Source organism: Mediterraneibacter sp. ICN-202921, assembly GCF_037890075.1.
Lineage (GTDB): Bacteria > Bacillota > Clostridia > Lachnospirales > Lachnospiraceae > Mediterraneibacter > Mediterraneibacter massiliensis.
The window spans coordinates 1-24,613 of sequence record NZ_JBBKBE010000007.1; the positions used below are offsets into that span (position 1 = coordinate 1).

At 44.4% G+C, this 24,613-nt stretch carries 25 protein-coding genes; 15 read left to right on the forward strand and 10 right to left on the reverse strand.

The genetic code is table 11. The features are described 5' to 3' along the window. Position 1: 1 nt before the first annotated feature. The 9 genes from WKT01_RS07550 to alsK form a co-directional block, all read right to left on the reverse strand. Positions 2-1,510 (reverse strand): rhamnulokinase, encoded by a 1,509-nt coding sequence (locus tag WKT01_RS07550; RefSeq protein WP_270395046.1) that lies wholly within the window; start codon positions 1,508-1,510, stop codon positions 2-4. A gap of 17 nt (positions 1,511-1,527) precedes the next feature. Next, a complete protein-coding gene (locus tag WKT01_RS07555; protein ID WP_162858203.1) occupies positions 1,528-2,268 on the reverse strand; it encodes a class II aldolase/adducin family protein in 741 nt (246 codons plus the stop codon). A gap of 112 nt (positions 2,269-2,380) precedes the next feature. Further along, positions 2,381-2,944, reverse strand: coding sequence for an RpiB/LacA/LacB family sugar-phosphate isomerase (locus tag WKT01_RS07560; protein WP_059066416.1), 564 nt, complete (start codon positions 2,942-2,944; stop codon positions 2,381-2,383). Between the two features lie 30 nt (positions 2,945-2,974). Beyond that, positions 2,975-3,418, reverse strand: a complete 444-nt coding sequence (gene rpiB, locus WKT01_RS07565; RefSeq protein ID WP_059066854.1) for a ribose 5-phosphate isomerase B — start codon at positions 3,416-3,418, stop codon at positions 2,975-2,977. Between the two features lie 23 nt (positions 3,419-3,441). Further along, entirely contained in the window at positions 3,442-4,047 is a 606-nt protein-coding gene (locus tag WKT01_RS07570; RefSeq protein ID WP_059066417.1) for a class II aldolase/adducin family protein, read from the reverse strand. Between the two features lie 32 nt (positions 4,048-4,079). Continuing rightward, positions 4,080-4,907 (reverse strand): PHP domain-containing protein, encoded by an 828-nt coding sequence (locus WKT01_RS07575; RefSeq protein WP_059066418.1) that lies wholly within the window; start codon positions 4,905-4,907, stop codon positions 4,080-4,082. 13 nt (positions 4,908-4,920) lie between these two features. Continuing rightward, entirely contained in the window at positions 4,921-5,733 is an 813-nt protein-coding gene (locus WKT01_RS07580; RefSeq protein WP_117974479.1) for a glucose-6-phosphate isomerase family protein, read from the reverse strand. Between the two features lie 247 nt (positions 5,734-5,980). Then, complete coding sequence (rpe, locus tag WKT01_RS07585) at positions 5,981-6,640, reverse strand: ribulose-phosphate 3-epimerase (RefSeq protein ID WP_059066420.1); 660 nt, start codon at positions 6,638-6,640, stop codon at positions 5,981-5,983. Beyond that, on the reverse strand, positions 6,637-7,584 hold the full coding sequence (gene alsK, locus WKT01_RS07590) for an allose kinase (protein ID WP_059066421.1): 948 nt from the start codon (positions 7,582-7,584) through the stop codon (positions 6,637-6,639). The genes rpe and alsK overlap by 4 nt, the downstream gene beginning before the upstream one ends. A 272-nt stretch (positions 7,585-7,856) precedes the next feature. Between alsK and WKT01_RS07595 the strand changes: the two genes are divergently transcribed. From WKT01_RS07595 to WKT01_RS07665, 15 genes are all read left to right on the forward strand, one after another. Further along, positions 7,857-8,840: a 1-phosphofructokinase family hexose kinase gene (locus WKT01_RS07595; RefSeq protein ID WP_117974481.1), complete on the forward strand. Its 984-nt coding sequence runs from the start codon at positions 7,857-7,859 to the stop codon at positions 8,838-8,840. 35 nt (positions 8,841-8,875) lie between these two features. After that, positions 8,876-9,892: a sugar ABC transporter substrate-binding protein gene (locus WKT01_RS07600; protein ID WP_059066423.1), complete on the forward strand. Its 1,017-nt coding sequence runs from the start codon at positions 8,876-8,878 to the stop codon at positions 9,890-9,892. 90 nt (positions 9,893-9,982) lie between these two features. Next, a complete protein-coding gene (locus tag WKT01_RS07605) occupies positions 9,983-10,948 on the forward strand; it encodes an ABC transporter permease (protein WP_059066424.1) in 966 nt (321 codons plus the stop codon). Positions 10,949-10,994: 46 nt separating this feature from the next. Beyond that, complete coding sequence (locus WKT01_RS07610) at positions 10,995-12,497, forward strand: sugar ABC transporter ATP-binding protein (RefSeq protein ID WP_059066425.1); 1,503 nt, start codon at positions 10,995-10,997, stop codon at positions 12,495-12,497. After that, positions 12,497-13,480 carry an ABC transporter permease gene (locus tag WKT01_RS07615; protein WP_059066426.1) on the forward strand — a complete coding sequence of 328 codons (984 nt, stop codon included), beginning with the start codon at positions 12,497-12,499 and terminating at the stop codon, positions 13,478-13,480. The genes WKT01_RS07610 and WKT01_RS07615 overlap by 1 nt, the downstream gene beginning before the upstream one ends. 68 nt (positions 13,481-13,548) lie before the next feature. Continuing rightward, positions 13,549-14,340 (forward strand): DeoR/GlpR family DNA-binding transcription regulator, encoded by a 792-nt coding sequence (locus tag WKT01_RS07620; RefSeq protein WP_059066427.1) that lies wholly within the window; start codon positions 13,549-13,551, stop codon positions 14,338-14,340. A 28-nt stretch (positions 14,341-14,368) separates the two neighbouring features. Continuing rightward, positions 14,369-15,844, forward strand: coding sequence for a rhamnulokinase (locus WKT01_RS07625; RefSeq protein ID WP_117974483.1), 1,476 nt, complete (start codon positions 14,369-14,371; stop codon positions 15,842-15,844). A gap of 109 nt (positions 15,845-15,953) precedes the next feature. Next, a complete protein-coding gene (locus tag WKT01_RS07630) occupies positions 15,954-17,054 on the forward strand; it encodes a M24 family metallopeptidase (RefSeq protein ID WP_270395038.1) in 1,101 nt (366 codons plus the stop codon). A 16-nt stretch (positions 17,055-17,070) separates the two neighbouring features. Next, positions 17,071-17,571, forward strand: a complete 501-nt coding sequence (locus WKT01_RS07635) for a heme-degrading domain-containing protein (RefSeq protein ID WP_117974487.1) — start codon at positions 17,071-17,073, stop codon at positions 17,569-17,571. Continuing rightward, positions 17,572-18,441, forward strand: coding sequence for a shikimate dehydrogenase (aroE, locus tag WKT01_RS07640; RefSeq protein ID WP_059066431.1), 870 nt, complete (start codon positions 17,572-17,574; stop codon positions 18,439-18,441). A 21-nt stretch (positions 18,442-18,462) separates the two neighbouring features. After that, positions 18,463-18,657 carry a hypothetical protein gene (locus WKT01_RS07645; protein WP_059066432.1) on the forward strand — a complete coding sequence of 65 codons (195 nt, stop codon included), beginning with the start codon at positions 18,463-18,465 and terminating at the stop codon, positions 18,655-18,657. A gap of 181 nt (positions 18,658-18,838) precedes the next feature. Next, positions 18,839-19,504 (forward strand): Crp/Fnr family transcriptional regulator, encoded by a 666-nt coding sequence (locus WKT01_RS07650; protein WP_117974491.1) that lies wholly within the window; start codon positions 18,839-18,841, stop codon positions 19,502-19,504. A 35-nt stretch (positions 19,505-19,539) separates the two neighbouring features. After that, entirely contained in the window at positions 19,540-21,234 is a 1,695-nt protein-coding gene (locus tag WKT01_RS07655; RefSeq protein WP_117974493.1) for a phospho-sugar mutase, read from the forward strand. A gap of 117 nt (positions 21,235-21,351) precedes the next feature. Further along, the gene (locus tag WKT01_RS07660; protein WP_117974561.1) at positions 21,352-22,320 is read left to right on the forward strand and encodes a DMT family transporter; all 969 of its coding nucleotides are present in this window, start codon (positions 21,352-21,354) and stop codon (positions 22,318-22,320) included. Then, a complete protein-coding gene (locus WKT01_RS07665) occupies positions 22,299-23,660 on the forward strand; it encodes an MATE family efflux transporter (protein WP_117974495.1) in 1,362 nt (453 codons plus the stop codon). The genes WKT01_RS07660 and WKT01_RS07665 overlap by 22 nt, the downstream gene beginning before the upstream one ends. 6 nt (positions 23,661-23,666) lie before the next feature. Here WKT01_RS07665 and WKT01_RS07670 read toward each other — a convergent pair whose 3' ends face one another. Further along, positions 23,667-24,521 (reverse strand): helix-turn-helix transcriptional regulator, encoded by an 855-nt coding sequence (locus WKT01_RS07670; protein ID WP_117974498.1) that lies wholly within the window; start codon positions 24,519-24,521, stop codon positions 23,667-23,669. Positions 24,522-24,613 lie beyond the last annotated feature (92 nt).

The following is a 24,613-nucleotide window of genomic DNA, read 5'->3' on the forward strand; positions in this document are numbered from 1 at the left end:
ATTATAGCATAGTTTTCCCGACATGGCAAAGTGCAGTGACTTTTTGATACCTTTTATATTGTTCTTCCCATAAGGGGCGTTCCTGCGGATGGTATTCTGTGATAGAAAAAGAATTCTTAAGAAGCCGGGCAGCTTCTTTTTCATTTTCGATATATCCTAAGGAGCGGAACTGAATGAGGGCGTTTCCGATGGCAGTTGCTTCTATGGGACCGGTGGCAACGGTTTTGCCGGTAGCATTAGCGATATACTGACAGAATGCTTTGTCTTGTGAAGCGCCTCCTAAAAGATGTACAGTATCTGTTTTATGCCCGGTGATCTGCTCCAGTTTTTCTATACTTTCTCTGTATTTAAAAGCCAAAGATTCCATCACTGCACGATAAAATTCTCCGGGGCGTGTGAGAGGAGGCTGCTTAGTTTTTATACAGTATTGGTTTATCGCTTCCTCCATATTTTCGGGGGAAGCAAAAAGACTATCATCCGGATCTATCAGGCAGGCAAATGCGGAAGCTTCGTCTGCAGCTTTGAGAAGCGTAGCATAATCGTCGGGCAGACCGTTTCTTTTCCAATAACGGCGTAGCTCCTGAATCAGCCACATTCCCATGATTGTTTTTACAAGTTTGACTTTTCCAAAAGCGGCGCCTTCGTTGGAAAAGCCGTTTTGATAGACGGTGTCTGTAATGACGGGGTGATCTGTCACCATACCGATAATGGACCAGGTGCCTGAATTGATAAAAATATAGTGAGGATCTTCTGCGGGCACTGCGTGAGCGGCAGAAGCTGAATCGTGCTGTGCTGTGGCGATCAAGGAAAGTTTTTTGCCGGAGGGGATACCAATCTGGCGTTTGATCTGCGGCAGTACATCCCCTTTATGTGTACCTGTCATCACAATTTCGGGAAAGAGTGAAGGGGACAGATGTAGTTTCATCAATATTTCCGGGCATAACTGTTGGTGTGCAAGATCATATAATTGTGTGGTGGAAAGGCTCGTATATTCCAGACTTTTTTGTCCTGTAAAAAAATATCCCAGCACATCGGCGAGCATAAGGAATACATGCGCATTTTCGAAAATCCTCGGATTACGACGTTGTATGCCCAGGATCTGGTACACCGTGTTATACCACATATCTTGTACTCCTGTTAAGGAGAAAAGTCCTCCTTTTTTAAAGAGAAGCACAGCCTTTTGTATCATTCCTTTCGCCTGTGCGTCTCTATATTGATAGGGAGGAGCGATGCATTCATCTTCTCCGTCCAGAAGCGCAAAGTCCACACCCCATGTGTCGATCCCAAAAGCTTCAGCAGAATCTGTTATGCGAAAAACTTTTTGCAGTCCGGTTAAAATTTCTTGGAATAAATAAAAGAGATCAGTATAAATACGGTCTTGTATGTGGATCCCTTCATTAGAAAAACGATGGACCTCTTCTAGATGAAGCGTATTATCTAGAAGTGTTAGCAGAATGACGCGTCCGCTGGATGCGCCCAGATCTACGGAAATTACACTTTTTTTCTTCATGGATAGTTTCCTCTTTTTTATTTCTGTGGTGTTTTTGATATGGATTTATAGAGTTCTGAAACAGAGTGGAACTTTTCTGCTTTTCCCGGGACAGGAAGCGCGCGTTTTTGTATGACAGTATCCAATTGTGCCACTGCTTTTTCAGGTATTGGTTTGAAATTGCCCAAAAGCTCTGCGATTACGACAGATTGCGCCATACATTCCATCATCTGCATCATCTCTACACCGTCTGCCGCGCCGTTAGGACTGCACATCAAAGCACCGTGGTTTTCCATAAGGAAACCGTTTGAATCTTCGATCACCTGGTCGAATTGCAGGGAGAGGGCTTCTGAAACCGGTGTTTCGTAGGGAACCATCAGAAGAGGACCTACCTCAAGTACCGGTTCCGGGAGTACAGGTTGGGCGAGCAGTGAAGACTTGGCGATCGCAAATCCTGTGAGAACAGGAGGGTGTGCGTGAACAACAGAACGGATGTCAGGACGTTTAGCCATGATACGCACGTGAAAAGGGGTTTCGCCGGTAGGTTTTTTTCCCTCTGGAGCGAAAACCGTCTCTCCATTCCGATTGACGATACAGATGTCTTCAAAACGGACAAGGCGTTTTGGTGTCTTTGTAGGTGTGATCAGGATAAGATCATCTTCTGTGCGCAGGGAGAGATTCCCTCCTGCAGAAGTAACGTATCCTAATTCCGCAAGTCTATGGCTTGCGTCTATCAGTTCAGTGATTTCTTTTTCGTATTTTATTTGCAAATGGTTCATAGTAGATTCCTTTCTTAATCGAAATATAATAAAAAAGTTTGTGCCGGAACGCATTCACTTCTTCTGGAAGTGAGGGGGACGCGGATGAGGCGGCATTCCGGCACAAACTTTTTTATTTCAGAGGTTCTGGTCCTAATTCGACTTCTCCTAATGTTTTTACTTCAAAACCGTTTTTCTTAAATTCTTCGTAATCAAAAGCTTCCAGTTCATCATAAGCGAGTTTGTGGAATTCATAGAAGTTTTTCCAGTCTTCATAACCATCGCCCAAATTGTGCTCTAAAAATGCGTCGGCCATTGCGATTCCGGTCTGCGGAGCTACATAATGTGCGCCCATTGCCATTACGTTACAGTCGTTGCCGGTGATACAGCGCAGTGCAGAAGGAACACTTTCTACAACAGCTGCGTGTACGTGCGGACATTTGCTGGCTGCAATATGGATGCCCATGCCAGTACCGCAGAAGATCAGGGCTCTTTCAAATTCCCTTTCTGCGATTTTAGCGCCGACTTTCAGACCGATGCGATGGAACATCTCTGGATTTTCTTCGTCTTCTGTCTTTACCCCGATGTCTGTAACGGTCCAGCCCTTTGCCTTTAAATGTTCTACAACTGCATTTTTCAAAGGAACTCCTGCGATATCCGCGCCTACTAAAATTTGTTTGTCTTTTACTGTTTTCATAAAGATACCTCCTTATAGTTTTTATTTTTATTAGTTTCTTTTTTCAATTGCTGTGATCATATCCAGGCGATTCTGGTGGCGTCCGCCTTCGTATTTGGCGTTTAACCATTCGTCTACGATCATTTTAGCCAGTTCGATCCCTACGACTCTTGCGCCAAATGCCAAGATATTCGTGTTGTTATGCTGTTTTGAAAGTCTGGCAGAATAAGGTTCACTGCATACACATGCCCGTATACCATTTACTTTGTTGGCGCTCAAGGATATGCCGACGCCTGTTCCGCAAATAAGGATGCCGCAGTCCACTTCGCCGGTGGCTACCAGATTGGCCACTTTTTCACCGTAAACAGGATAGTCGCAGCGTTCCGGTGAATGTGTGCCTACATCTGTGACAGCGATACCCTGCTCCTGCAGATATTCTTTAATCTTCAATTTCATTTCAAGGGCAACGTGGTCGTTTCCAATTGCGATTTTCATAATCTGTTCCTCCACTGTTATGATCATATATTGTTTTTGAATATACCGCACATAGCATCCTGCTCAATACGTTCCAGCATACTATAAGCCATATGAAGATCGCTTCCAGATACGACTACGCCATGTAAAGGCATGATACAGCCGATCGGATAGGTTTCGGCAAGTTCTCTTCTGTTGTCCCAATACTTGTAGATTTCTTCATGCAGGTTTTTCGTGTATGCTTTTGTGTAAGGGATACACTCTACGGGGCCTCGTTTCATTGTGGCTTCCGTAATGTTTGGTATCGGCTTGGATTGTGCCACATATACCATGCAGTACTGCGGATGTGCGTGGATAGTAGCCTTGATATTGTTGAATTTTGTAAGGAGAAGGACGTGCATATATCCTTCCCGGGAAAGCTTTCCGGTTCCTTCCAGAATATCCATATTGGAGTTGATCAGAAGAAAATCTTCCGGCTGCAGTTCGCAGAAATGCCTTTCTGACATCAGGGAGGGAGAGATAAGGATACGGTCATCATCTACCCGCACGGCAAAATTTCCTCCCGCGGCATTGGTGAGGCGCCGGTCCCACATATAATGTGCGACTTTGCACATATCCTCACGGTCTTTTAAATAAGAAATTCCAGCCATAAATATCATCCTTTCTGAGTGTGAAACATAAGTTATTGTATATATTCCAAAAAGCGCTGTGTGTTTCTGTTGTCTGTAGTGCGAAAACCGACCGGATGAGGAGATTTCGTATACATTCCGTGAAAATCGCTTCCTCCGGTTGCCAGCAAGTCATAAGAAGCGGCAATCTCCAGACAGGTCTTTGTTACATCTTCCGAGTTCTTATAGTGCATACATTCGATCCCATGGATTACTTTCTCGCGAGCAAGACGGCGTATAAGGTCCACAGAATCGAATTGTCCGGGATGTGCGATCACAACGATTCCTTCTGCCTGGTGCATCACGTCGATCACTTCCAGAGTATCCGGGTAGTGGATCGGAACATAACAGGAGCCCTGCTTTCCTATCAATTCACCGAGCAGAGGACCGAAAGGGTGGTTGGTGATCCCTGCGTTTGCCAACGCCATCATAATATGGGACTCGAAAATAGATGCGCTGTGCCTGGAAAGATCAAGCACATCCTCTGTCTGCACGGCAGGATAAAGTTTTTGGATTTTTTCGGCCATTGCAAGTTTGGCTTCCCGGCGCCGTCTTGAGGTTTCATCTAGAACTGGCTCCAAAATAAGCGGTTTTTTTGGAGCGTAGCATAGAACATGAACCGGACGCCCGGTAAAAGGATCTTTTGTTGTACATTCCACGCCGGGAACGACTGTAAGAGAAGTTCCATCTGCATAAGTGCAAAGGCGGGAAATGCCGTTCATGGTATCATGATCTGTCAGAGCGATCAAGTCAAGTCCCTGGCGCAGTGCATATTTCCCGATCTGCTCCGGAGTGGCGGAACCATCTGAAAATATGCTGTGACAGTGAAGATCACCTTTCATAAGAAACACATCCTTATTTTTCTTTTAACATAGCGAAGAATTCATTCTCCAGTTCTTTTGGCGCATTTAGGTATTGATACAGATCGGGATTTTTCAAGAATTCTGTATATACCGGAACGTCTTTGTAAATTCCCAGTTTTGGACTGTCTGTCGGTACAACGATCTTAGGTTCGCATGCAAATGTGTAATTTGGATTTTTCTCGATCTGATACCCTGTCTCTGTGTGGTATACATAAGCGCTCATTCCGTGGCTTTGTTTTACACTGTCGTAGTAGTTCATACTGTTGACGGAGACGAGGTTGATAAATACCAGGGTTCCTTCACCGATATTTACTGTACAGTGTCCGTAATCCGGTGGGATGACAACGGTCTCTCCGGCGTGTACTTCGGCGAGAAGAAGATCGTTTACGGTCATAGGGCCTTCTTTTTTGTAATCATCGACACGCTGCATAACAAAGAGCGCAGTTCCACTGATCACCTGATATAGTTCGGGGAAGCTGAATGTTTCACCGGGGATTGGAAGGTGAAAGTGACCAGCGGTCTTTTTACATTCTTTTCCGGCATATCCCGGCAGGATAACGGTAGAATCATAGCGTAGAGCTACATCAGAAAAGGCTGTGCGTGTCTTATCGCTTACGATCGCTTTGTAAAAATCGTAGTATGGATCATCTGTCTTTTTGTAGTCCGGATCAGCCAGCAGACCTTCCATTTTGTCGGAATATTTGCGGGAGTAGTCTTCCCAGCGTATATCAGAAGAACTGCTTACAAGTTTTCCTGTTTCTTCATCTAATGCGATCGGCATGCCGAATAAAGTTAAATCTTTCATTTTTTCCTCCTAATTTTTGATACTTTGTCGGGCGAAGCCTGCCCGCCTGTAAGGCATGAATTGCGGGATGCCCGAATGGGTATACTTTGTCGGGCGAAGCCCGCCCGCCTGTAAGGCATGAATTGCGAGATGCCCGAATGGGTATACTTTGTCGGGCGAAGCCCGTCCGCCTGTAAGGCATGAATTACGGGATGCCCGGATGGGTGTATTTTGTTGATACTATGATAAATGCGTACTATGCATGGCTTTAAAGCTCTTGATAGAATTTTACGGCCTTTGGATATTCTTCCGGTGTATAAGCATTGAATAATCCGGAAGTTCCCAGTACGAGGATGTCAGCGCCGGCCTCGACCAGTTTCGGAGCAGTTGTTTCTTTGACCTGTCCGTCTACCATGATCTCTACGTCTTTTCCTGCGTCTTTGAACATGGCGCGTATCTTGCGTATCTTATCGATCGTAGCAGGGATCAGTGTCTGTCCTGCAAATCCCGGATCTACTGTCATGACACAGATCAGATCGATGAAATCCAGCATATAGGTAAGCTGAGAAATGTCTGTAGCCGGATTGATAGCAAGACCTGCTTTTTTCCCGAGAGATCGTATCTGTTTGAGAGCACGGATAGGATGTGTGAGTGTTTCAATGTGCATCGTGATATATTCGGCTCCACATTCCGCAAAGTAATCGATATATTCTGTCGGATTGGTGACCATGAGATGTACATCCAGTGGTGTGGATGATATTGCTTTGATATCTTTCATAAGATATCCGTTTAAACAGAAATTGGGAACGAAGTGACCGTCCATGATATCAATATGATAGAGGTCGACCCCGGCCTTATCCAGACTTTCGATTTTTTCTTTCAGTTCCATTGTGTTGATACACATAACGGAAGGTGATACTTTGTTCATTGTTTGTCCTCCTTAAAATGTTTATGATTTAATTTATTCCACATATAAATCCCTGCGCCCAATATTCCGGCGAAGGGATGATTGGACCCTTTTATGAAATCCAGCGAATCCGCCGGATAGGGTTTTCTGGTGTAAGTGTAGATTTTCTGGCACAGCTCCTGGTAGGGGAAATCCTTCATATGGACAACGCCGCCGGAGAGTATGATGTGTACGGGATCTAAAATATTGATCTCTGTAGACAAGGCTATGGCCATGAAATCCAGATATTCATGGAGTGCAGGCGTTTGCTTATAATAGGTAAAGATGTCTGCAAATGGAATAGCAGGCATGTATGTATCATGTAGCCGTTCTAATGCGCGGCCGGCACAGAAAAGTTCGATACAGCCTTTATTTCCACAAGGACAGGATGCGGCCTTTCCATAGACGGGAATGTGTCCGAGTTCTCCTGCCACGCCATTCTTTCCGTCTAAGAAACGTCCGTGTATAAAAATCCCATTTCCTAATCCGGTCCCTACATAGAAGGAGACGATACAGTCGGCATTTTCTAAGTGCTTTTGCCGCATATCATAAGAAAGCAAAAGCAGCACATCATGTTCTGCTACGACAGGTACGTGGAAAACTTCCTTAAGGGGCGCTGCTATATTCAGATCTGTAAAGGAAAGCAGGTTCGGACAGGATATGACCTTTTCCTTTGCGTGGTCTACTGTTCCGGGGAAACCGATACAGATTCCCTTCATATGATAAGAAGGGTAAGAAACAGTAAAATCTGAGATGATCTGTCCTAAGATCTCTATCGGTGAGCCGGTTTCAAACATGCTGCGGCTGCTGTATTTTAAGGGCTCTGCTATGAGAGTACCATCTTGTAAGATTCCGCCGATCCTAAAATTCGTTCCTCCTATATCAATACCGATCACATAGTCTTTTGTTTCAGCCGATATGTTCATAAATTTCCTCCTTCCTTCTTTCATTCGTGCACATTATAACACCTTACGGAAGGATAAACAATAAAAACGGGCAATAAACAGTCAAAAACGGAAATTATAACAAAAAACATAGAAGGGAAATGTGAAAAATTCACAAAAACAAAAGACATAAGCAAAAAATACTTGAAAAAATGCATAATAAGATTTATTATTAAGCCATAAACAAAAATAAACAGCACAAAACAAAAATAAAACAACAAAAACGTGTGTGATTTTGAGAAGGAGTTGTCATAATGATATGCACCGTAACCGTTAATCCGGCAATTGATAAGGTAATCTACCTTACACGGTTCAACAGAGATAATACGAACCGAATCAAAGAGACCAAGGAAGTTCTCGGAGGGAAGGGGACACATGTATCTGTAAATTTAAGTATTTTAGAGTGTGTGAACAAAGCATTTGGCATCGACTTTGGAGAAACGGGACGCAGGATCGAAAGTCTCTTGGAAAAAGAGGATATTGAAATGAAGTTCCTGCATTATGATGAGGGCGAGTCGAGAATGAATTACGCACTGATCGAAGAAGACAAGACATGCACACTTATCAGTGAAAAGGGAAAAATTGTTTCAAAAGAACAATGCCAAGAATTAATAAGGAAAATATACGATGAAGTATCGGAGGGCGATATTCTCATTTTATCGGGAGATGCGTCCAATACAGAAATTCCTTTGATCTATGCAAATATAATAGAAGCGGTGGCTGACAAGAAAGTAAAAATCTTTTTAGATGCCAGTTCTGAAAATCTGACAGGTTCGTTGAAGTGGAAACCTTTTCTGATCAAGCCGAACGAGGATGAATTGTCTCAGATTTTAGGAAAAGAGATAAAGGGAGAAGCGATGATCCTGGAAGGACTTCAAAAGCTTTCACATACGGGGATTTCGTGTATTGCAGTATCTTGTGGAGGAAACGGTTCTTACATATGGTATCAGAATGAGATATACAGAGTACATCCGCTGAAAGTGAATGTGATGAATACGATCGGATGCGGAGATGCATTCCTAAGCGGGATGGCCTATGGTTTTGAGAAAGGATTGGAGTTTACAGAGATCTTGAAAATCGCGGCTTCTGTATCCTCTGCGACGGCAGAGTCAAACAGCACGGTTGGATTTGACAGAGAAAGAGCCCGTGAGCTTAGAAAAAGGGTGAAGATCGAAAAGCTGCAGATGCATGATAAAGCGACGATCAGAGAGAACATTATATGTCGGCGAGACATTTAATGCATAAAAAATTATAAGAAAAGGAGAGAAGTATTATGAAAAACAAAGTAGTACGCAGAACCTTAAGCGTTCTGGCTGTCAGCGCAATGGTGCTTGGCATGGCAGGATGCGGCGGCAACAGTTCATCCGGAGGAGACAATGCTTCCAAAGAAGGCGGCAGTGATGAAGGAAAGACGATCGGTATATCCATGTGTGCGATCGAGTCACAGATGTGGGCAGAGTATCAGGATTCCATGCATAAAGCATGTGATGAGGCTGGTGTGAAGTATGCGGAGTCTATCGCAGAGAACGACGTACAGAAACAAAATCAGCAGATCGAAGACTTTATCTCTCAGGGTGTTGACGCGATCATTATCGCACCGGCAGACGGAGACGCAGTCGTATCAGCTATCCAGAAATGTAATGAAGCCGGAATCCCGGTTATCATGGCGAACCGCGCGGCTGGAGAAGGCGCAGAAGTATTCGCTACGATTTCTTCCGATAATAAAGAGATGGTAAAACGTGAGATTCAGTATGTGGCAGAGAACGCTCCGGAAGGAACGAAATATAAATGCCTCGAACTGGTAGGAAGCCTGACGGATGTCAATGCGATCGCAAGACAGGAAGGTTTTGAAGAAGCTATCGCAGAATATCCGGATATGTTCGAACTGGTTGCTACAGTTCCGACAGAGTGGAAAGGTGACCTGGCTCTGACAGGTGTACAGAATGCATTTGCATCAGATGATGACATCAACTTTATCTTCAGCCCATCCGATGCGCTTCTTCCATCTATTCAGTCAGGTTTACAGCAGCTTGGCAAATATGCAAAAGTGGGAGAAGACGGACATATCACACTTGTTACATTTGACGGCGCTGCAGATGCGGTAAACGCGATCCGTGAAGGATATGTAGATGTTGTTTCTGTACAGGACGCTACAGAACAGGGCAAGCTCTGTGTACAGGCTGCGCTCGATGCGATCGACGGAAAAGAAGCTTCTGATTATACAGATCCAGGATTTGAAGTAAGTACTGAGAATTGTGATACAGATTATGCAGATTTCAAAGGATATTGATCCTCTGCTGTCTAAATAGCAAAAGTGGAAGTGCCTCAAAAGGTTTCCTTTTGAGGCACACTCTATAAAAAGATTAAGGTGGGTTTCAACGTGAGTATAAAGAAGAGTTTAAAATCTATTGATGCGATTTTCTGGTTTGTGGGAATCTTTTTTATCATTTCTCTGATCTTCGTACCCGGCTTTGCACAGTTTTCTGCGATTAAAAGCCTGTTGAGCCAGACTTGTGTCCTGATGGTTTTGGCATGCGGCGTACATCTTACCGTACTAAACGGAGGTGTGGATTTTACCAGCGCGGCACTGCTTGCCCTGACTACGGTCGTGGGCGGTTCTATCATCAGTACAGGCGGCGCTCTGGGCGGAAGCGGTCTGGCAATTTTTCTGGGGATCGTGGTCATGCTCTTGTTAGGAGTAGGCTTTGGTATTATCAACGGTTTTTCGGTCGTTACTTTTAAAATGCCGTCTTTTATCGTAACAATGGCAACGCAGATGCTTGTAAACGGGCTTGCGGTCGTATATACGGGCGGCTCCAGTGTGACGGGAATGCCGGCGGCATTTGGCAATTTTGGAAACGGCAGTTTTTTTGTTGTACCGTATATTTTGATCATAGCAGTGTTGGTAGCAGTATGTATACATATTCTTCTGACGAAGACATTGCTTGGAAGACAGCTGTACGCGGTGGGAACGAATCCCAAGGCGTCTTTGATATCCGGTATTTCTACAAAAAAGACGATCTTTAAGATTTATGTTATCAGCGGATTATGTGCAGGGATCGCAGGCGTGATTGAATTGGCTTATATGCAGAGCGGTTCAGTTAACTATGGAAGTACGATGTTTAATGACATCATGGGCAGCATTATCGTAGGCGGCACAAGCCCGCTTGGAGGAAGAGGTAAAGTTATCAATACGGTAATGGGCGCGTTTCTTATCACAATGATAGGCAGTGTGCTGAATATCCTGAATGTACCGTATTATATGATTACTTTGATTAAAGGTCTGATCATTCTTGTTGCTGCAAGTCTTGATTTGGTTAAGACGAGAAAGAGCCTGGCGCAGTAAAGTGTGTCCGTAATAGGATTAAGACTACAGATTGGAAGTGAATAAGATGAGTGAAAATATTTTGGAATTAAAAGGGATTACAAAATCATTTGCGACCGTCAAGGTGTTGAAGGATATTACCTTTTCTTTAAAGAAAGGCGAGATATTAGGACTCGTAGGAGAAAATGGCGCCGGAAAATCTACGCTTATGAATGTGCTCGGAGGAATCTACCAAAGAGACGGCGGTGACATACTGCTGGATGGTAAGAAATTTGAACCACTCAATCCCAAAGTGTCCAGTGACGCAGGAATCGCGTTTGTTCAGCAGGAACTGAATTTATTTACAAATTTGACGGTTATGGAAAATCTCTTTATCACAGAGATGAAGAAAAGCAAGATTGGAAGTATCAATAAAAAAGAAATGAAGAAAATTGTCCGGGAAAAGATGGAGGAGCTTGGCGGAACAGGAATCTCACCGGACGATATCATAGGAAATCTTTCTATGGGGCAAAGACAGATGGTGGAGATCACCAAGTCGATCATGAAAGATTCCAGGATCATCATATTTGACGAGCCGACGACGTCTCTGTCAAATAAGGAAAAAGAAAAATTGTTTGAAATCATGCACAAAATGCAGGAACAGGGAAAATCTATTATTTTTATTTCTCATATCTTGGAAGATGTGTTTGCATATACGGATGAGATCGCAGTCTTGCGTGACGGAGAAATTATCTCCCAGAGGAAGACGAAAGAGGCAGATCCGAATACGGTCATCAAAGAGATGGTAGGCCGTGAACTTACGAATATTTATCCTGTTTGCGAAAAAGAAATCAAAGATATTGCATTTGAGGCGAAGAATATTTGTCAGAATGGAAGATTTGACAATCTCAATCTCCATATCAGGGAAGGCGAGATCGTGGGTATGTTCGGACTGATGGGAGCCGGGCGTACGGAACTGCTTAGGTGTCTGTTCGGGTTGGATGAGATGGATAGCGGCGAACTGTACTATAAAGGGAAAAAGATCGCGCCGATCAATCCGCAGAACTGTATTAAGAACGGTATGGCGTTTATTACAGAAAACAGGCGTGAAGAAGGACTTTTGATCCCGAAGACGTTGAAAGAAAATATTGTACTTTCCAGCTTGAGAGAACATAAAAAGAATGCATTGTTTATGAGTGCGGCAAAAGAAAAGGAAAGCACGGATAAGATGGTAAACAGTCTGAACGTAAAAACCTTTGACCCAGGAAAACAGACGGCGGGAACACTTTCCGGAGGAAATCAGCAGAAGATCGTATTTGCAAAATGGGTTTTGCGGGAGCCGCAGATCTTTCTTTTGGACGAACCTACCAGAGGTGTGGATGTCGGAGCTAAATATGAGATCTATACGATCATACAGGAATTGGCAAAAAAGAATTCTTGTGTATTGATGGTTTCTTCAGAAATCGAGGAACTGATGGGCGTATGTGACAGAATCCTGGTTATGAGCAACAACAGGATCACAGGTGAGCTTACGAAGGATGAATATGTTCCGGAAGAGATCATGAAATTTGCAGTGGGAGGTGTCAAATAATGGAGAAAGCGAAAAAGCAGCCGTCTACAGTCGGGGCAGGTAAGAGATTTGTCGATCTGTTCTGTACATACGGGTTGTACTTTATTTTCATCGTGCTGATCATATTTTTTGCGGTACAGCGGCCAAATTTCTTCTCCGTGAGCAATTTCCTTTTGATCTTGAAGTCATCTTCAGTTTTGGGCATTGCTGTTGTGGGTATGTTTTTTGTTCTGATCGTAGCGGGGATCGATATATCCGTATCTATGAACATGTACTTTTCCGCAGTAGTCGGGGCAACGGTTTTGAATAGTTTGGGAATGCCGCTGATTGTATCTTTTCTGGCTGCCGGTTTAAGCGGCCTGCTGATAGGATGTATCAATGGCTTCTTTGTGGCAAAAGTAAAGATTGTTCCCTTTATCGTAACATTGGCTACGTATTCGGTGGCAAAAGGGTTGGGGCTGTTCTTTACCAATCAGCAAATGGTATTTTTGGATAGTTCGGTCATGACACTGGCAAACGCAAAATTATTTGGAATATCTGTGTTCGTATTTATTTTCCTAGCAATCGTCTTGATCGCACATTTTGTATTGACTTCTACACAGTTTGGACGACAGCTGTTTGCCTGTGGGAATAACCTGGTTGGGGCGAACAAAATGGGAATCAATGGTCCAAGAACAGTCTTTCTTGCCTATGCGATCTGCGGAGCCCTTGCAGGTATCGCAGGAATGCTGAGCGCCTGCAACTTAAGTGTGATCAATCCAAACTTTGCCCAAGGAGATGAATTTGTTGTTATCTCATCATCTGTCATCGGCGGAGCCAGCCTCTTCGGAGGAAAAGGAAGGGTACTTCCCGGAGCGATCATCGGTATTGTAATGATCCAGGCGATTATCAACGGACTCACTATGATGGGCGCGTCTGCATATTCCTATACGATTTTCAGAGGAATCATTATTTTTATCGCAGTTATGGTGGATAGCATTAAATTTAGTGGTGAGATAAGATAATTATGCCGCAAATCCTTTTTATGCTGTATAATGTTAAGTATCAATTTTAAGCTATGGGAGAAATGCGGATGAGAAAGAAAAACTATAGTATTGAACGGAAAACAAAGATACTTAAGACCCTGGAAAAGGATGGGAGAGTAGAAGTGGAGACGCTTGCGAAAGAATTAAACGTCAGCAAAGAGACGATACGCAGGGATTTAAGAGAGATGGAACAGGAGGGACTTTTAAAAAGGACCCACGGCGGTGCTGTAAGTATAAACAGTACACAGCAGTCTCCGGAGTATCCATATCTGATGCGTGAGATCCAATGTCTGGAAGAAAAAGAAAGGATTTGTAAAAAGGCGGCATCGTTAGTGAAGGACGGAGATACAATATTTATCGACAATAGTTCTACGAATATCTCTATTTTGAAGAACATCAATCCGGAGTATTCTGTAACTATCATAACAAATTCTATACGGCTTCTTCTTGAAAGTACAAGATATGCCAATGATAATTTTGTTTTTATCTCTTTAGGAGGAATGTTCCGTCATAAGAATTATTCCTGTGTAGGAGATATTGCTAATGAAATGTCAAATAAATTCCGGCCGAGCAAGGCATTTTTGTCTTGCTACGGTGTGGATACAGAAGGCGCGCTGTTTGACAGCAGCATGTATGAGATCGAAGTGAAAAGAAATTTGATCCGTCATGCCGGAGAGGTGTATATTACAGCGGATCATACAAAGATCGGGCGTAAAGGCGGCGTGCAGCTTTCAGAAATATCAAAGGCAGATTATCTGATCTGTGACCGCGCGCTTACAGAGGAAGAACAGAAAAATTTGGATATGCAGAATGTAAAAGTATTGGTGGCAGATATTTGAGAAAAGGACATGTCGGGATTGGAGAGACATGAAATATCTGGGATTTGACTTAGGCGCCAGCAGCGGGAAGATGATGCTGGGGGAATTAGATGGAGCACGCTTAAAGGCAGAAGTGATCCATCGTTTCCCTAACCGCCAGATCCTGGCGGCAGGCGGTTTGTACTGGGATATCCTCAATATATATTCAAATTTAAAAAATGGAATAGAAAAAGCAGTTTATGAGTCAGGCGCGGAGAAGTTGACACTGGGACTGGATTCCTTCTGCAATGATTTTGGTCTTGTCGATCGAGAAGGCAGGCTTGTCAATCAGGTATATTGTTACAGGGATGAGCGTACAAGGCGCAAAGCACAGGAAATCTACGCAAAAGTCTCCCAAAAGGAACTCTATATGGAGACCGGAAGCCAGACAGCGTTGTTTAACACAGTGATACAGATGGCGGCTATGGTGGAAGAAGGAGAAGGGTATCTCCTTGAAAAGTGCAGGCATGCCCTGATGCTGCCAGATCTGCTTGCATATTTTCTGACCGGAAGGATGCAGACAGAATATACGCTGGCCTCCGTGACGCAGATGTTGGACTGGAGGACAAACAGCTGGCATAGCGGGATTATGCGGCGGCTTGGAATTCGGGAAGATATTTTTCCTAAGATCGTGCCGACAGGTACCTCGTCAGGTGTCTTAGAGGGAACTAGGGTACCGGAGTTAGCCGGCGCTTGTGTGCAGGTCGTCTCAGTCTGTGGACATGATACGGCTTCGGCGATCGCTGCTCTTCCGACGACAAAGGAGCATGTTGCCTATATCAGCAGTGGAACCTGGTCTATCGTGGGGACAGAGGTGGAAAAGCCAATCCTGACGGAAGAAGCATTTCGTCTTAATATTGCGTATGAAGGTGGGATCGATTATCGATACCGCATGATCAAAAATGTGATGGGATTGTGGATCTTGCAGGAGTGCCAGAGCGATTATGCAAGGCGGACAAGAGAAGAATGTTCCCATGCCTATACTGCATACGAGGCGGAGAAGGCGCCGGCGAGACGCTATATGATAGAGCCGGATGATGCGAGCTTCTATATGCCAGGGAATATGCTGGAGAAAGTGGCGCAGTATTGTGAGAAGACTGGACAGGGAAGACCAGAGACATTTGGGGAGATTGTGCGTGCCGTGATGGAAAGCCTTGCTATGAAGTATCGGTATATGCTGGAAAAGATGGAAGAGATCCTGGGTTATCGCCTAGAGGAGATTTATATCCTGGGAGGCGGAGGCCAGAATCGGCTGCTCGATCAGCTTACGGCAGATGTCTGCGGCAGAGTAGTCTATGCGGGTCCTTATGAAGCTGGGCTTGTAGGAAATTTAATGGTGCAGATGCGCAGTGTTGGTGAAATACAAAGCTTGAAAGAGGGACGCCAGATGATCCGGGACTCATTCGAGATCGCAGAGTTTGTGCCGCAGAAGCATGAACTGTGGGAAGAAAGCTATAGTCAGTTTAAAAGGCTGCTTGAAATGTGAGAAGGGGATGCTGGTGACAGCCTGAGGGCTCGAGCCATGCATTCCTTTTTCTCATTCAGCAGCAATGCGGCGGATTGACCCGCCGCATTTTGGAAAGGAGTGCGTTAAAATGGAAAAAGAAATCTATGAAAAATTAAATAGAGTAAGAAAATTGATGTGTGAGGAAAATCTAGAAGCAATCCTTCTTACTTCTACGCCGAATTTCTTCTGGATAACAGGCGGAAAAAATGGTTTTGTAGATAAGGCAACACAGGATGCGGCTGTGAAGGTACTGATCACAGCGGATAAAGCATATGTCATCTGTAATTCCAGTGAAAGATATCGGGTGATGGAAGAAGAACTGACAGACGAAAGTTTTACATTGATCGATTTTTTGTGGCATGAGGATGAGGCAGAGATTTTAAGACCGTATCTGGAAGGAAAACGGGTGGGAAGTGATTCGGGAATCTACGGAACAGAGAAAATCGGAGATAAAATACAGAAATTAAGATATGTGCTGACAGATGAGGAAGAAGCGCGCATGCGGAAAATCGGATCAGAATGTGCACAGATTTTGGAAGACTGTGTGCGGGAGATCCACCCGGGTGAGACAGAATTGGAAGCGGCTGGGCGAGTGACAGGAAGGCTAGTGGCAAAGGGATACCAGGTACCGGTCTGTCTGGTTGCTTCTGATGAGAGGATGTATAAGTATCGCCACCCGCTTCCCACAGAGAAAAAGATCGAGAAATATGCAATGATCGCAATCTGCGGACAGAAGTACGGTTTGACGATCTCCATCAGCAGGATCATAAGCTTTGGACCTGTCCCTGAGGAAATACAGAAGAAATATGAGGCACTGCTGAAAATCGACGCTGCATACATTGCACATACGCTGCCCGGTGTCCTATCTAAAGATGTGCTGGAGAAGGGATATGAAGCGTATAAAGAACAAGGATATGAGCAGGATTTCCATTTACATCATCAAGGAGGTGCTCTAGGGTATCTGACGCGGGATTACTGTACGAATGAGAGGACAGAGGAAGTAGTCTATGCACATCAGGGATATTCCTGGAATCCGACGATCGCGGGAGTGAAGCTGGAAGATACGTATATCATCCAGGAAACCGGACAAGAGATTGTATCAGATACAGGAAACTGGGTGTATCGTGAGATTACTGTAGATGGCAGGACTATCCGCCGCCCGGATATATGGATCCAAGAAGTGAAATAGAAAAGAGGGGAAGGCAATGTCTATAGAAACGGAAAATTACAGGATCGTGAAAGAGCAAGAAGAAAGTTTAAGATTCGGCCATTTTGATAATGAGGATGCATGGAAACTTGGAAATATCATTGTAGAACAGGCTCGTGCCAAGCAGGTTGCTATTGCGGCGGAGATTTGGATAAACGGTTATCAGGTATTTCGTTATGGATTTCAGGGAACGAATTCGTTCAATGATATTTGGCTTAGAAGAAAGGTAAATACAGTGAATATGCTGCATCGCAGTTCTCTGCGAGTACACTATATGCCTTATGTGGGAGAAGACGATATTTATGCAGACGGGCACTTGGATGCATCCGTATATGGCAATATGGGCGGAGGGTTTCCAATCTTTGTGAAAAATGTAGGTGTTATCGGCGTTGTGGCAGTATCCGGGCTTACACATACGCAGGATCATCAGATGGCGGTGGATGGGGTTGCCGCTATGTTGGGGATTTATGATCTGGAGAAGGTAAAGGAGGAAGAATAAATGGGGAAATCCTATAGAGAAGAATTAGTTGGCGTATTTGGGTATCCAGTGGATGAAAATCCGACGGTTGTAGTGGCGCAGACGGCATTTGAAGACCTGCAGGTACCATATCGATATCTGACCGTGGAAGTAAGGCCGGAGGATCTAAAGGATGCGATCCGGGCTCTGCCTGCATGGAATATGAAAGGGATCCATCTGACGATCCCACATAAAGTAGAGGTATTGAAATATCTGGATCATGTGGCAGAGGACGCGAAGATCATGGGGGCGGTCAATACAGTCTATGTAAAAGATGGAAAACTATATGGAGAAAATACGGATGGAAAAGGCTTTATAAAATCCCTTGTAAATGCGGATATAGCACTGGAAGGGAAAAAAGTCTTTATGCTGGGTGCCGGAGGTGCGGCTAGAGCGATTGCGGTAGAACTTGCCAATGCAGGCGCAAAAGAGCTGATCATCCTGAACCGCTCCAGAGCCAGAGGGGAAGAACTGAAGGCATTGCTGGAAGAACATACAAAATTGCAAGTGGAGTATCGGGAGTGGGACCATACGATGCCGATCGACGAGGATACAGATATTTTAGTGAATACGACAAGTATTGGATTGTATCCGGAGGTGGATGCAAAGCCGGATATTGTATTTGATACGATCTTGCCGCATATGGTCGTCTGTGATGTGATCCCCAATCATCCCCATACACAGCTTCTCAAAGAGGCGGAGAAAAGAAATGCCAAAACCATAGATGGACTGGGAATGCTGATTAATCAGGCGGTAGAAAGTATCCGTATGTGGACAGGAAAAACGGCAGATGCTGAAAAGATGAAAAATGCGCTTGCGAAAGAATACGGGATCGCAGACGTGCATTATTGATGACAGGAAAATGAGGATGTTATGAAAGAAAGAAGATGGATAGGCATCGTACTGATCATAGCAGGCATGTATTTTGGCGCTACCGGACTTTCAGGCGCAGTATTGCCTTTGCGCGCAGGAGAGGCAGTAAGCGGTCTGGTAATCTTTACAGGGATTATAGGGATCCTGGGAATTGCCATGATCATAATCGGTGGTATTTTATTTATGAAGAAATGACAAAGGTACACTATTCTCTATTTTAGATTAGGGTATAATCGACAAAAAGACAAAGGGTATCCCTTATGCTATTTTGGGCTTGGGGGTATCCTTTTTATATTGTGCTTTTAAGACGTAAAGTATATAATATTTAAAACAAGAAAAGGGTCATTTGACCTTTTTTGAAAATAGGAGAAATGGTATGATCAGTGCAGTTGTATTTCAAAATATTCCAGAACGTCTGTATAAAAACGCAGTCCTACTGTATATAAAGAAAGGGGGCATACTCGTTCAAAAGGGAGCAAAAACGGAATATGCATATTATATAGTAAATGGAAAGGCTTATGTGCAGGCAGACTTCCTCAATGGAAATGTATATCAGTTTTCTTATCTGGGAAAGGGAGACTATGTTTCCGATGTGGAAGTACTGGCGGGAACATATATCAATGCAGCTACCTTGATCGCGGCGGAAGATATGCATGTTTTGAAGATCCCGGCCTCGGTTTTCGCGGAAGAACTAAGGATAAATAGAGAATTTTTGTATGATATAGCAATGAATATGGCGAAAAAAATGTACAATACCAGCTGTCAGCAGGGACAAAATCTATTTAAAAAGGGCATTTTTAAAGTCGTGGTGTATCTGCTCCGCTGCTATAAGACAGAGGAACTGGAAGGGGATACAGTAAAAATAAGAAAAACAAGACCTGTGATCGCAAGTGAGATAGGGATCAGTATCAAAACATTGAACCGTTCTGTAAAACAGTTGTGCAGGGAACAGCAGATATCTACAGACAAGGGGAAGATCACGATCAATAAAAGACAGTTTCAGGCATTGTCCGCACTGGCGCAAAGAGAAAATTTGTATTGAACGTAAGTGCGGTGGAAGAAAGGAGAATGGGGTATATGTATGCAGAGAAACTATATTTGCAGTGGAAAGAAAAAGTAAAAGAGCAGGAAGAACTGCGAAGAGAATTAGAGGAAATGGATGGACACGAGGAAGAAATAGAGGAATGTTTTGGAAAAGTGCTGGAATTTGGAACGGCAGGACTTAGAGGAAAGCTGGGAGCAGGGACAAATCGCATGAATGTGTTTACAGTAGGAAAAGTGACACAGGGAATTGCGGAATATATCGCAGAGCAAGGTGAGAACTATAAGGACAGAGGCGTTGTGATCGCGTATGACTGCCGACATTATTCGGAAGAATTTGCTCAATTGGCAGCAGAGGTTTTTGCGGCCAACGGAATAAAGGTATTTACCTTTTCGTCTTTGCGGCCGACGCCGGAGTTATCCTTTGCAATCCGTCAGTTAAAGGCCGCCGCCGGTGTGAATATAACCGCTAGTCATAATCCTAAACAATACAATGGGTATAAAGTATACTGGGAGACAGGCGCACAAGTGATGGCAGATATCGCAGATGAAATGTTGGAACATATCCAAAAAGTGAACATGTTTGAGGGAGTGCGCCGCATAGGGTTTGAGGATGCGGTGAAAAGCGGAAAGATCGTTATACTTTCTGAGGAGATGGATGAAAAGTATCTGCGTCTCGTAAAAACGTTGGCAATCCATGAGGGGGAGGAACTGGCGTCAGATGTCGCGATCGTATATACTCCTTTAAATGGGGCGGGCAGCATACCGGTACAAAGGATTTTAAAGGACAGAGGCTTTTCGAATGTATCTGTCGTGGAAGAACAAAAAGATCCGGACCCGGATTTTACAACAGTTGGTTATCCGAACCCAGAGGACAGCAAAGCATTTGCTCTGGCGGAAGCACTGGGGAAAAAGACAGGAGCGGAAGTACTGATCGCAACGGATCCGGACAGTGACCGGATGGCGGTAGAGACCAGAGACGAGAATGGAAATTATATTGCTCTGAATGGAAATCAGACAGGAGTTCTCCTGATCGCATATATTCTGGAAGGACGAAAAGAGAAAAAAAGTCTGCCTGCAAAGGGCGGCATGATCAAATCTATTGTGACAGGAGATATGGGAGTGAAGATCTGTCAGGCTTATGGGGTGAAGACCTATGAGACTTTGACCGGTTTTAAAAATATATGTGGGAAAATACCGCAGCTGCAAAGAGAAGGAAGAGAATACGTATTTGGATATGAAGAAAGTATAGGATATGCGTGCAGCGAGGAAGTCCGAGACAAAGATGGGATCAGCGCCGCTATGCTTGTATGCGAAATGGCTGCGTACTATAAAAAGCAAGGAAAGACGCTCATACAGGTGCTGCGCGCCTTGTATGAACAGTACGGGCATTACAAAGAAGAACAAGTTTCTTTTGTGCTGGAAGGGACGCAGGGAACAAAGAGGATACAACGTATCATGGAAAATTTTCGAAAACAGCAGTTTGCAAAGTTCGGCGGCATGAAAGTAGAGGAAAAGATAGACTATAGCAATGGCTATAAAGAAATCGACAGGTCAGACGTGTTAAAATTTATGCTGGAGGACGAGAACTGGTTTGCAGTCCGTCCATCAGGGACAGAACCCAAAATTAAATTTTATTTCTATGCGAAGGCAAAAAATGAGCCGGAATCTTTACGCCGTCTGCAGGCAGTGAAAGAAGAAGTGCTCGCTTTTGCGAAAGGAGTGGAATAAAAAGAAAATAGTATCCACAGATCGTCCGGGGGGATGGAAATCTCTGCAGAAGGGGTTTATAATAAACGGCGTTGCAGAATAAACCAAAAACAAAAAATAGAAAGAAAAGGGACAAGGATGAAGGGGAGAGGAAAAAACAACATTTTGCTGATGGTAACAGCGTTTATTTGGGGAAGTGCCTTTGTGGCGCAAAGCGCGGGAATGGAGTATATAGGACCGTTTACATTTAACGCTGTACGGTGCCTGTTAGGGGCGGCGGCGCTGCTTCCGGTCATATGGATCCTGGATAAAAAGAAAAGCATCACAGAAAACAAAGAGGTCTCTGCTGATACAGAAAGAAAGGAAAGGCATACGTTACTTTTGGGCGGATTGTTTTGCGGATGTTTGCTGGGAGCTGCGAGTACCTTACAGCAGATAGGAATGGTGTATACGAGCGCAGGAAAAGCCGGCTTTATCACGGCGCTGTATATTCTGCTTGTACCGATATTTGGCATTTTCCTTGGAAAAAAAGCAGGATTGAAAATATGGGCAGGAGTTATTCTTGCGATTATCGGTATGTATTTTTTATGTATCACGCATGGCTTTACAATCGGAAAAGGTGACCTGCTTGTATGTATTTGTTCTGTCATTTTTTCCGTACATATTTTAGTGATAGATTATTATGCGCCGCGGACAGACGGAGTAAAACTGTCTTGTATACAGTTCCTTGTGAGCGGGCTGCTGTGTGCAGTGCCGATGTTTTTCTTTGAAAAACCTTCTCCGACAGACATAGGAGCGGCATGGCTGCCCCTTTTCTATGCAGGCGTCTTGTCCTGCGGGGTAGCTTATACTTTGCAGATCCTTGCGCAGAAAAATACAGATCCCACGGTGGCCTCCCTGATCTTGAGTTTGGAGTCTGTCTTCGCGGCGCTTACTGGCTGGCTCGTACTGGGAGAAAAATTATCAGGACGAGAAGTGTTCGGGTGTACGCTGGTCTTTGCCGCGATCATACTGGCACAGCTCCCCGCAAAGAAGACAGGTGATAAAGAAAAGACACAACCATGGAAAAATAGAGGCGAGAAAGTATGTGGAGAAAGTACGGAATAAAGAAAGAACAGCTGTTGTTTGATGATCGTGCCCTGGCGGCACTGATCATACCATTGATCATAGAGCAGCTTCTGACTGTGCTGGTTGGAATGGCAGATTCTGTTATGGTGGCAAATGTGGGAGAAGCGGCCGTATCAGGGGTTTCCCTTGTAGATAATGTGATGATCTTGTTTATTTATTTGTTTGCGGCGCTGGCATCCGGCGGCGCAGTCGTTGCCGGACAGTATTTAGGACAGAAAAACCGACAGATGGCGTGTAAGGCGGCGACGCAGATGCTATGGTTCGTAGCATTTATAGCGCTGTTTGTCATGGCGGGGATCTATCTGTCGAAATGGTTTATCCTGCATATCGTATTCGGACAGACAGAGGCAGAAGTTATGCGGCAGGCGGAAATATATTTGCTGATCGTGACGGCATCGATTCCCTTTATTGCTATTTATGATTCCGGAGCGGCAATCTTCCGCATCATGGGAAATTCTAAAATATCTATGCAAGTATCCATTTTGATGAATATCGTGAATGTGTCGGGAAATGCGCTGTTGATCTATGGCTGCGGCTGGGGCGTGGCGGGAGCGGCGGTTCCGACCTTGCTGTCGCGTATGCTGGCAGCTATCTTGATCACTGCGTTGCTTGCGCAGGAGAAAAGAGCAGTGCATATAGAAAAAACGTTTCGTTATGTGCCGGATTGGAGAATGATCAAAAGGATCCTGGGGATCGGTATTCCCAATGGTCTGGAAAACAGTATGTTTCAGATAGGAAAGATTTTGGTGCTGAGCATTGTTTCGACGTATGGGACAACTGCGATAGCGGCAAACGCCGTAGGAAATGTGATAACAAGCTTCCAGACGCTTCCGGGACAGGCGGTGACACTGGCAATCACCACTGTGATCGCTCGCTGTGTGGGAGCGGGGGACTATAAGCAGGCGGAATTTTTTACTCGAAAACTGGTCGGGATCACCTATGGGAGTCTGCTGCTTGTCAATCTTGCTGTATTCCCTTTTATCCCGTCTATACTTTCTGTCTACCACCTTTCCTTACAGACAGCGGAGACAGCGCGGCAGGTGCTGTCTTTCTTTACGGTAAGCTGTGTACTCATCTGGCCTGTATCTTTTGCGCTTCCGGCAGTTTTAAGAGCGGCAGGGGATGCAAAGTTTACCATGTATGTGGCGTTAAGCTCCATGTGGATATGTCGGGTCGTGTTAAGCTATGTGTTGGGAACTTGTCTGGAAATGGGGCTGATGGGGGTGTGGGTTGCCGGAGTTGTAGACTGGTGCGTCCGGTCGATTCTCATGGGGCTCCGGTATAAAAACGGAAAATGGAAAGAAATACGGGTCATATAAACAGCATCAGCATATATATTGTTTTCTGTATTGCAGCGGAGTCATACCGGTATATTTTTTGAATATCCGTTCAAAGTATGTCAGATTGTCATAGCCTACAGCCTCGGAGACAGCCGAGATGTTTCTGTCGTTTTGTACAAGAAGGCTGCGGGCTTTCTGGATCCGCTGCGTGTGCAGATATTCCAGGACAGTAAAACCGGTACATTCTTTGAAGATACGGCTCAGATAGCACTTGTTCATGTAAAAATGCGCTGCTACGGAAGACAGCGTCAGCGGTTCGTCATATTGTTCCGCAATATACGCCGCGATCGCTTCCGCTTGTCTGTGGCGAGGGTTTTTAGCTGTTGGAACTGCGGATGCAGAAGAAATGTCCGCGTGTCTGAGAGCAAAGATGAACAGTTCTGCGATCTTATTTTGTATGAGCAGGCGCCAGCCGTCTTCTTTCCTTTGTATTTCCCGGCTGACGCAGAGAAGTAAGTTTTTTATAAAATGTTGTTCTTCTGTATGTAAAGGCAGTATGATACAGTCTTTCCGGAAAAAGGAAGAAAGCTTTATCTCTCCGGTCGAGGAAAAAATGTGATGCAAAAGGGCGTGGGAGATTTCTAAAAGTATCCGGTCATGGTGAGCTTCTTTGACAAGACCGGTCTTGTGGATGACATTACGTTTGATAAAAAGAAGCGTTCCGGGAGTGATATGATACATTCTTGTCCCTATAAAGTAGTAACGTTCGCCTTCCAACAGATAGTAGACTTCATAATCATCGTAATGAATGTGCACATCCGGCATAGTGTAGTCAAAGTCCCGCACAATACGACTGATGGAAAAACCCTCCATGGATCCTTCAAAAAGTATGTGTTTCATAGGCTCTCCTTTCTATTTGTGGCAAGAAGAAGTAAATATTGTATGTAAAATATGCGAATAAAGCAATATTAGTTGAGATTATTATACAATAT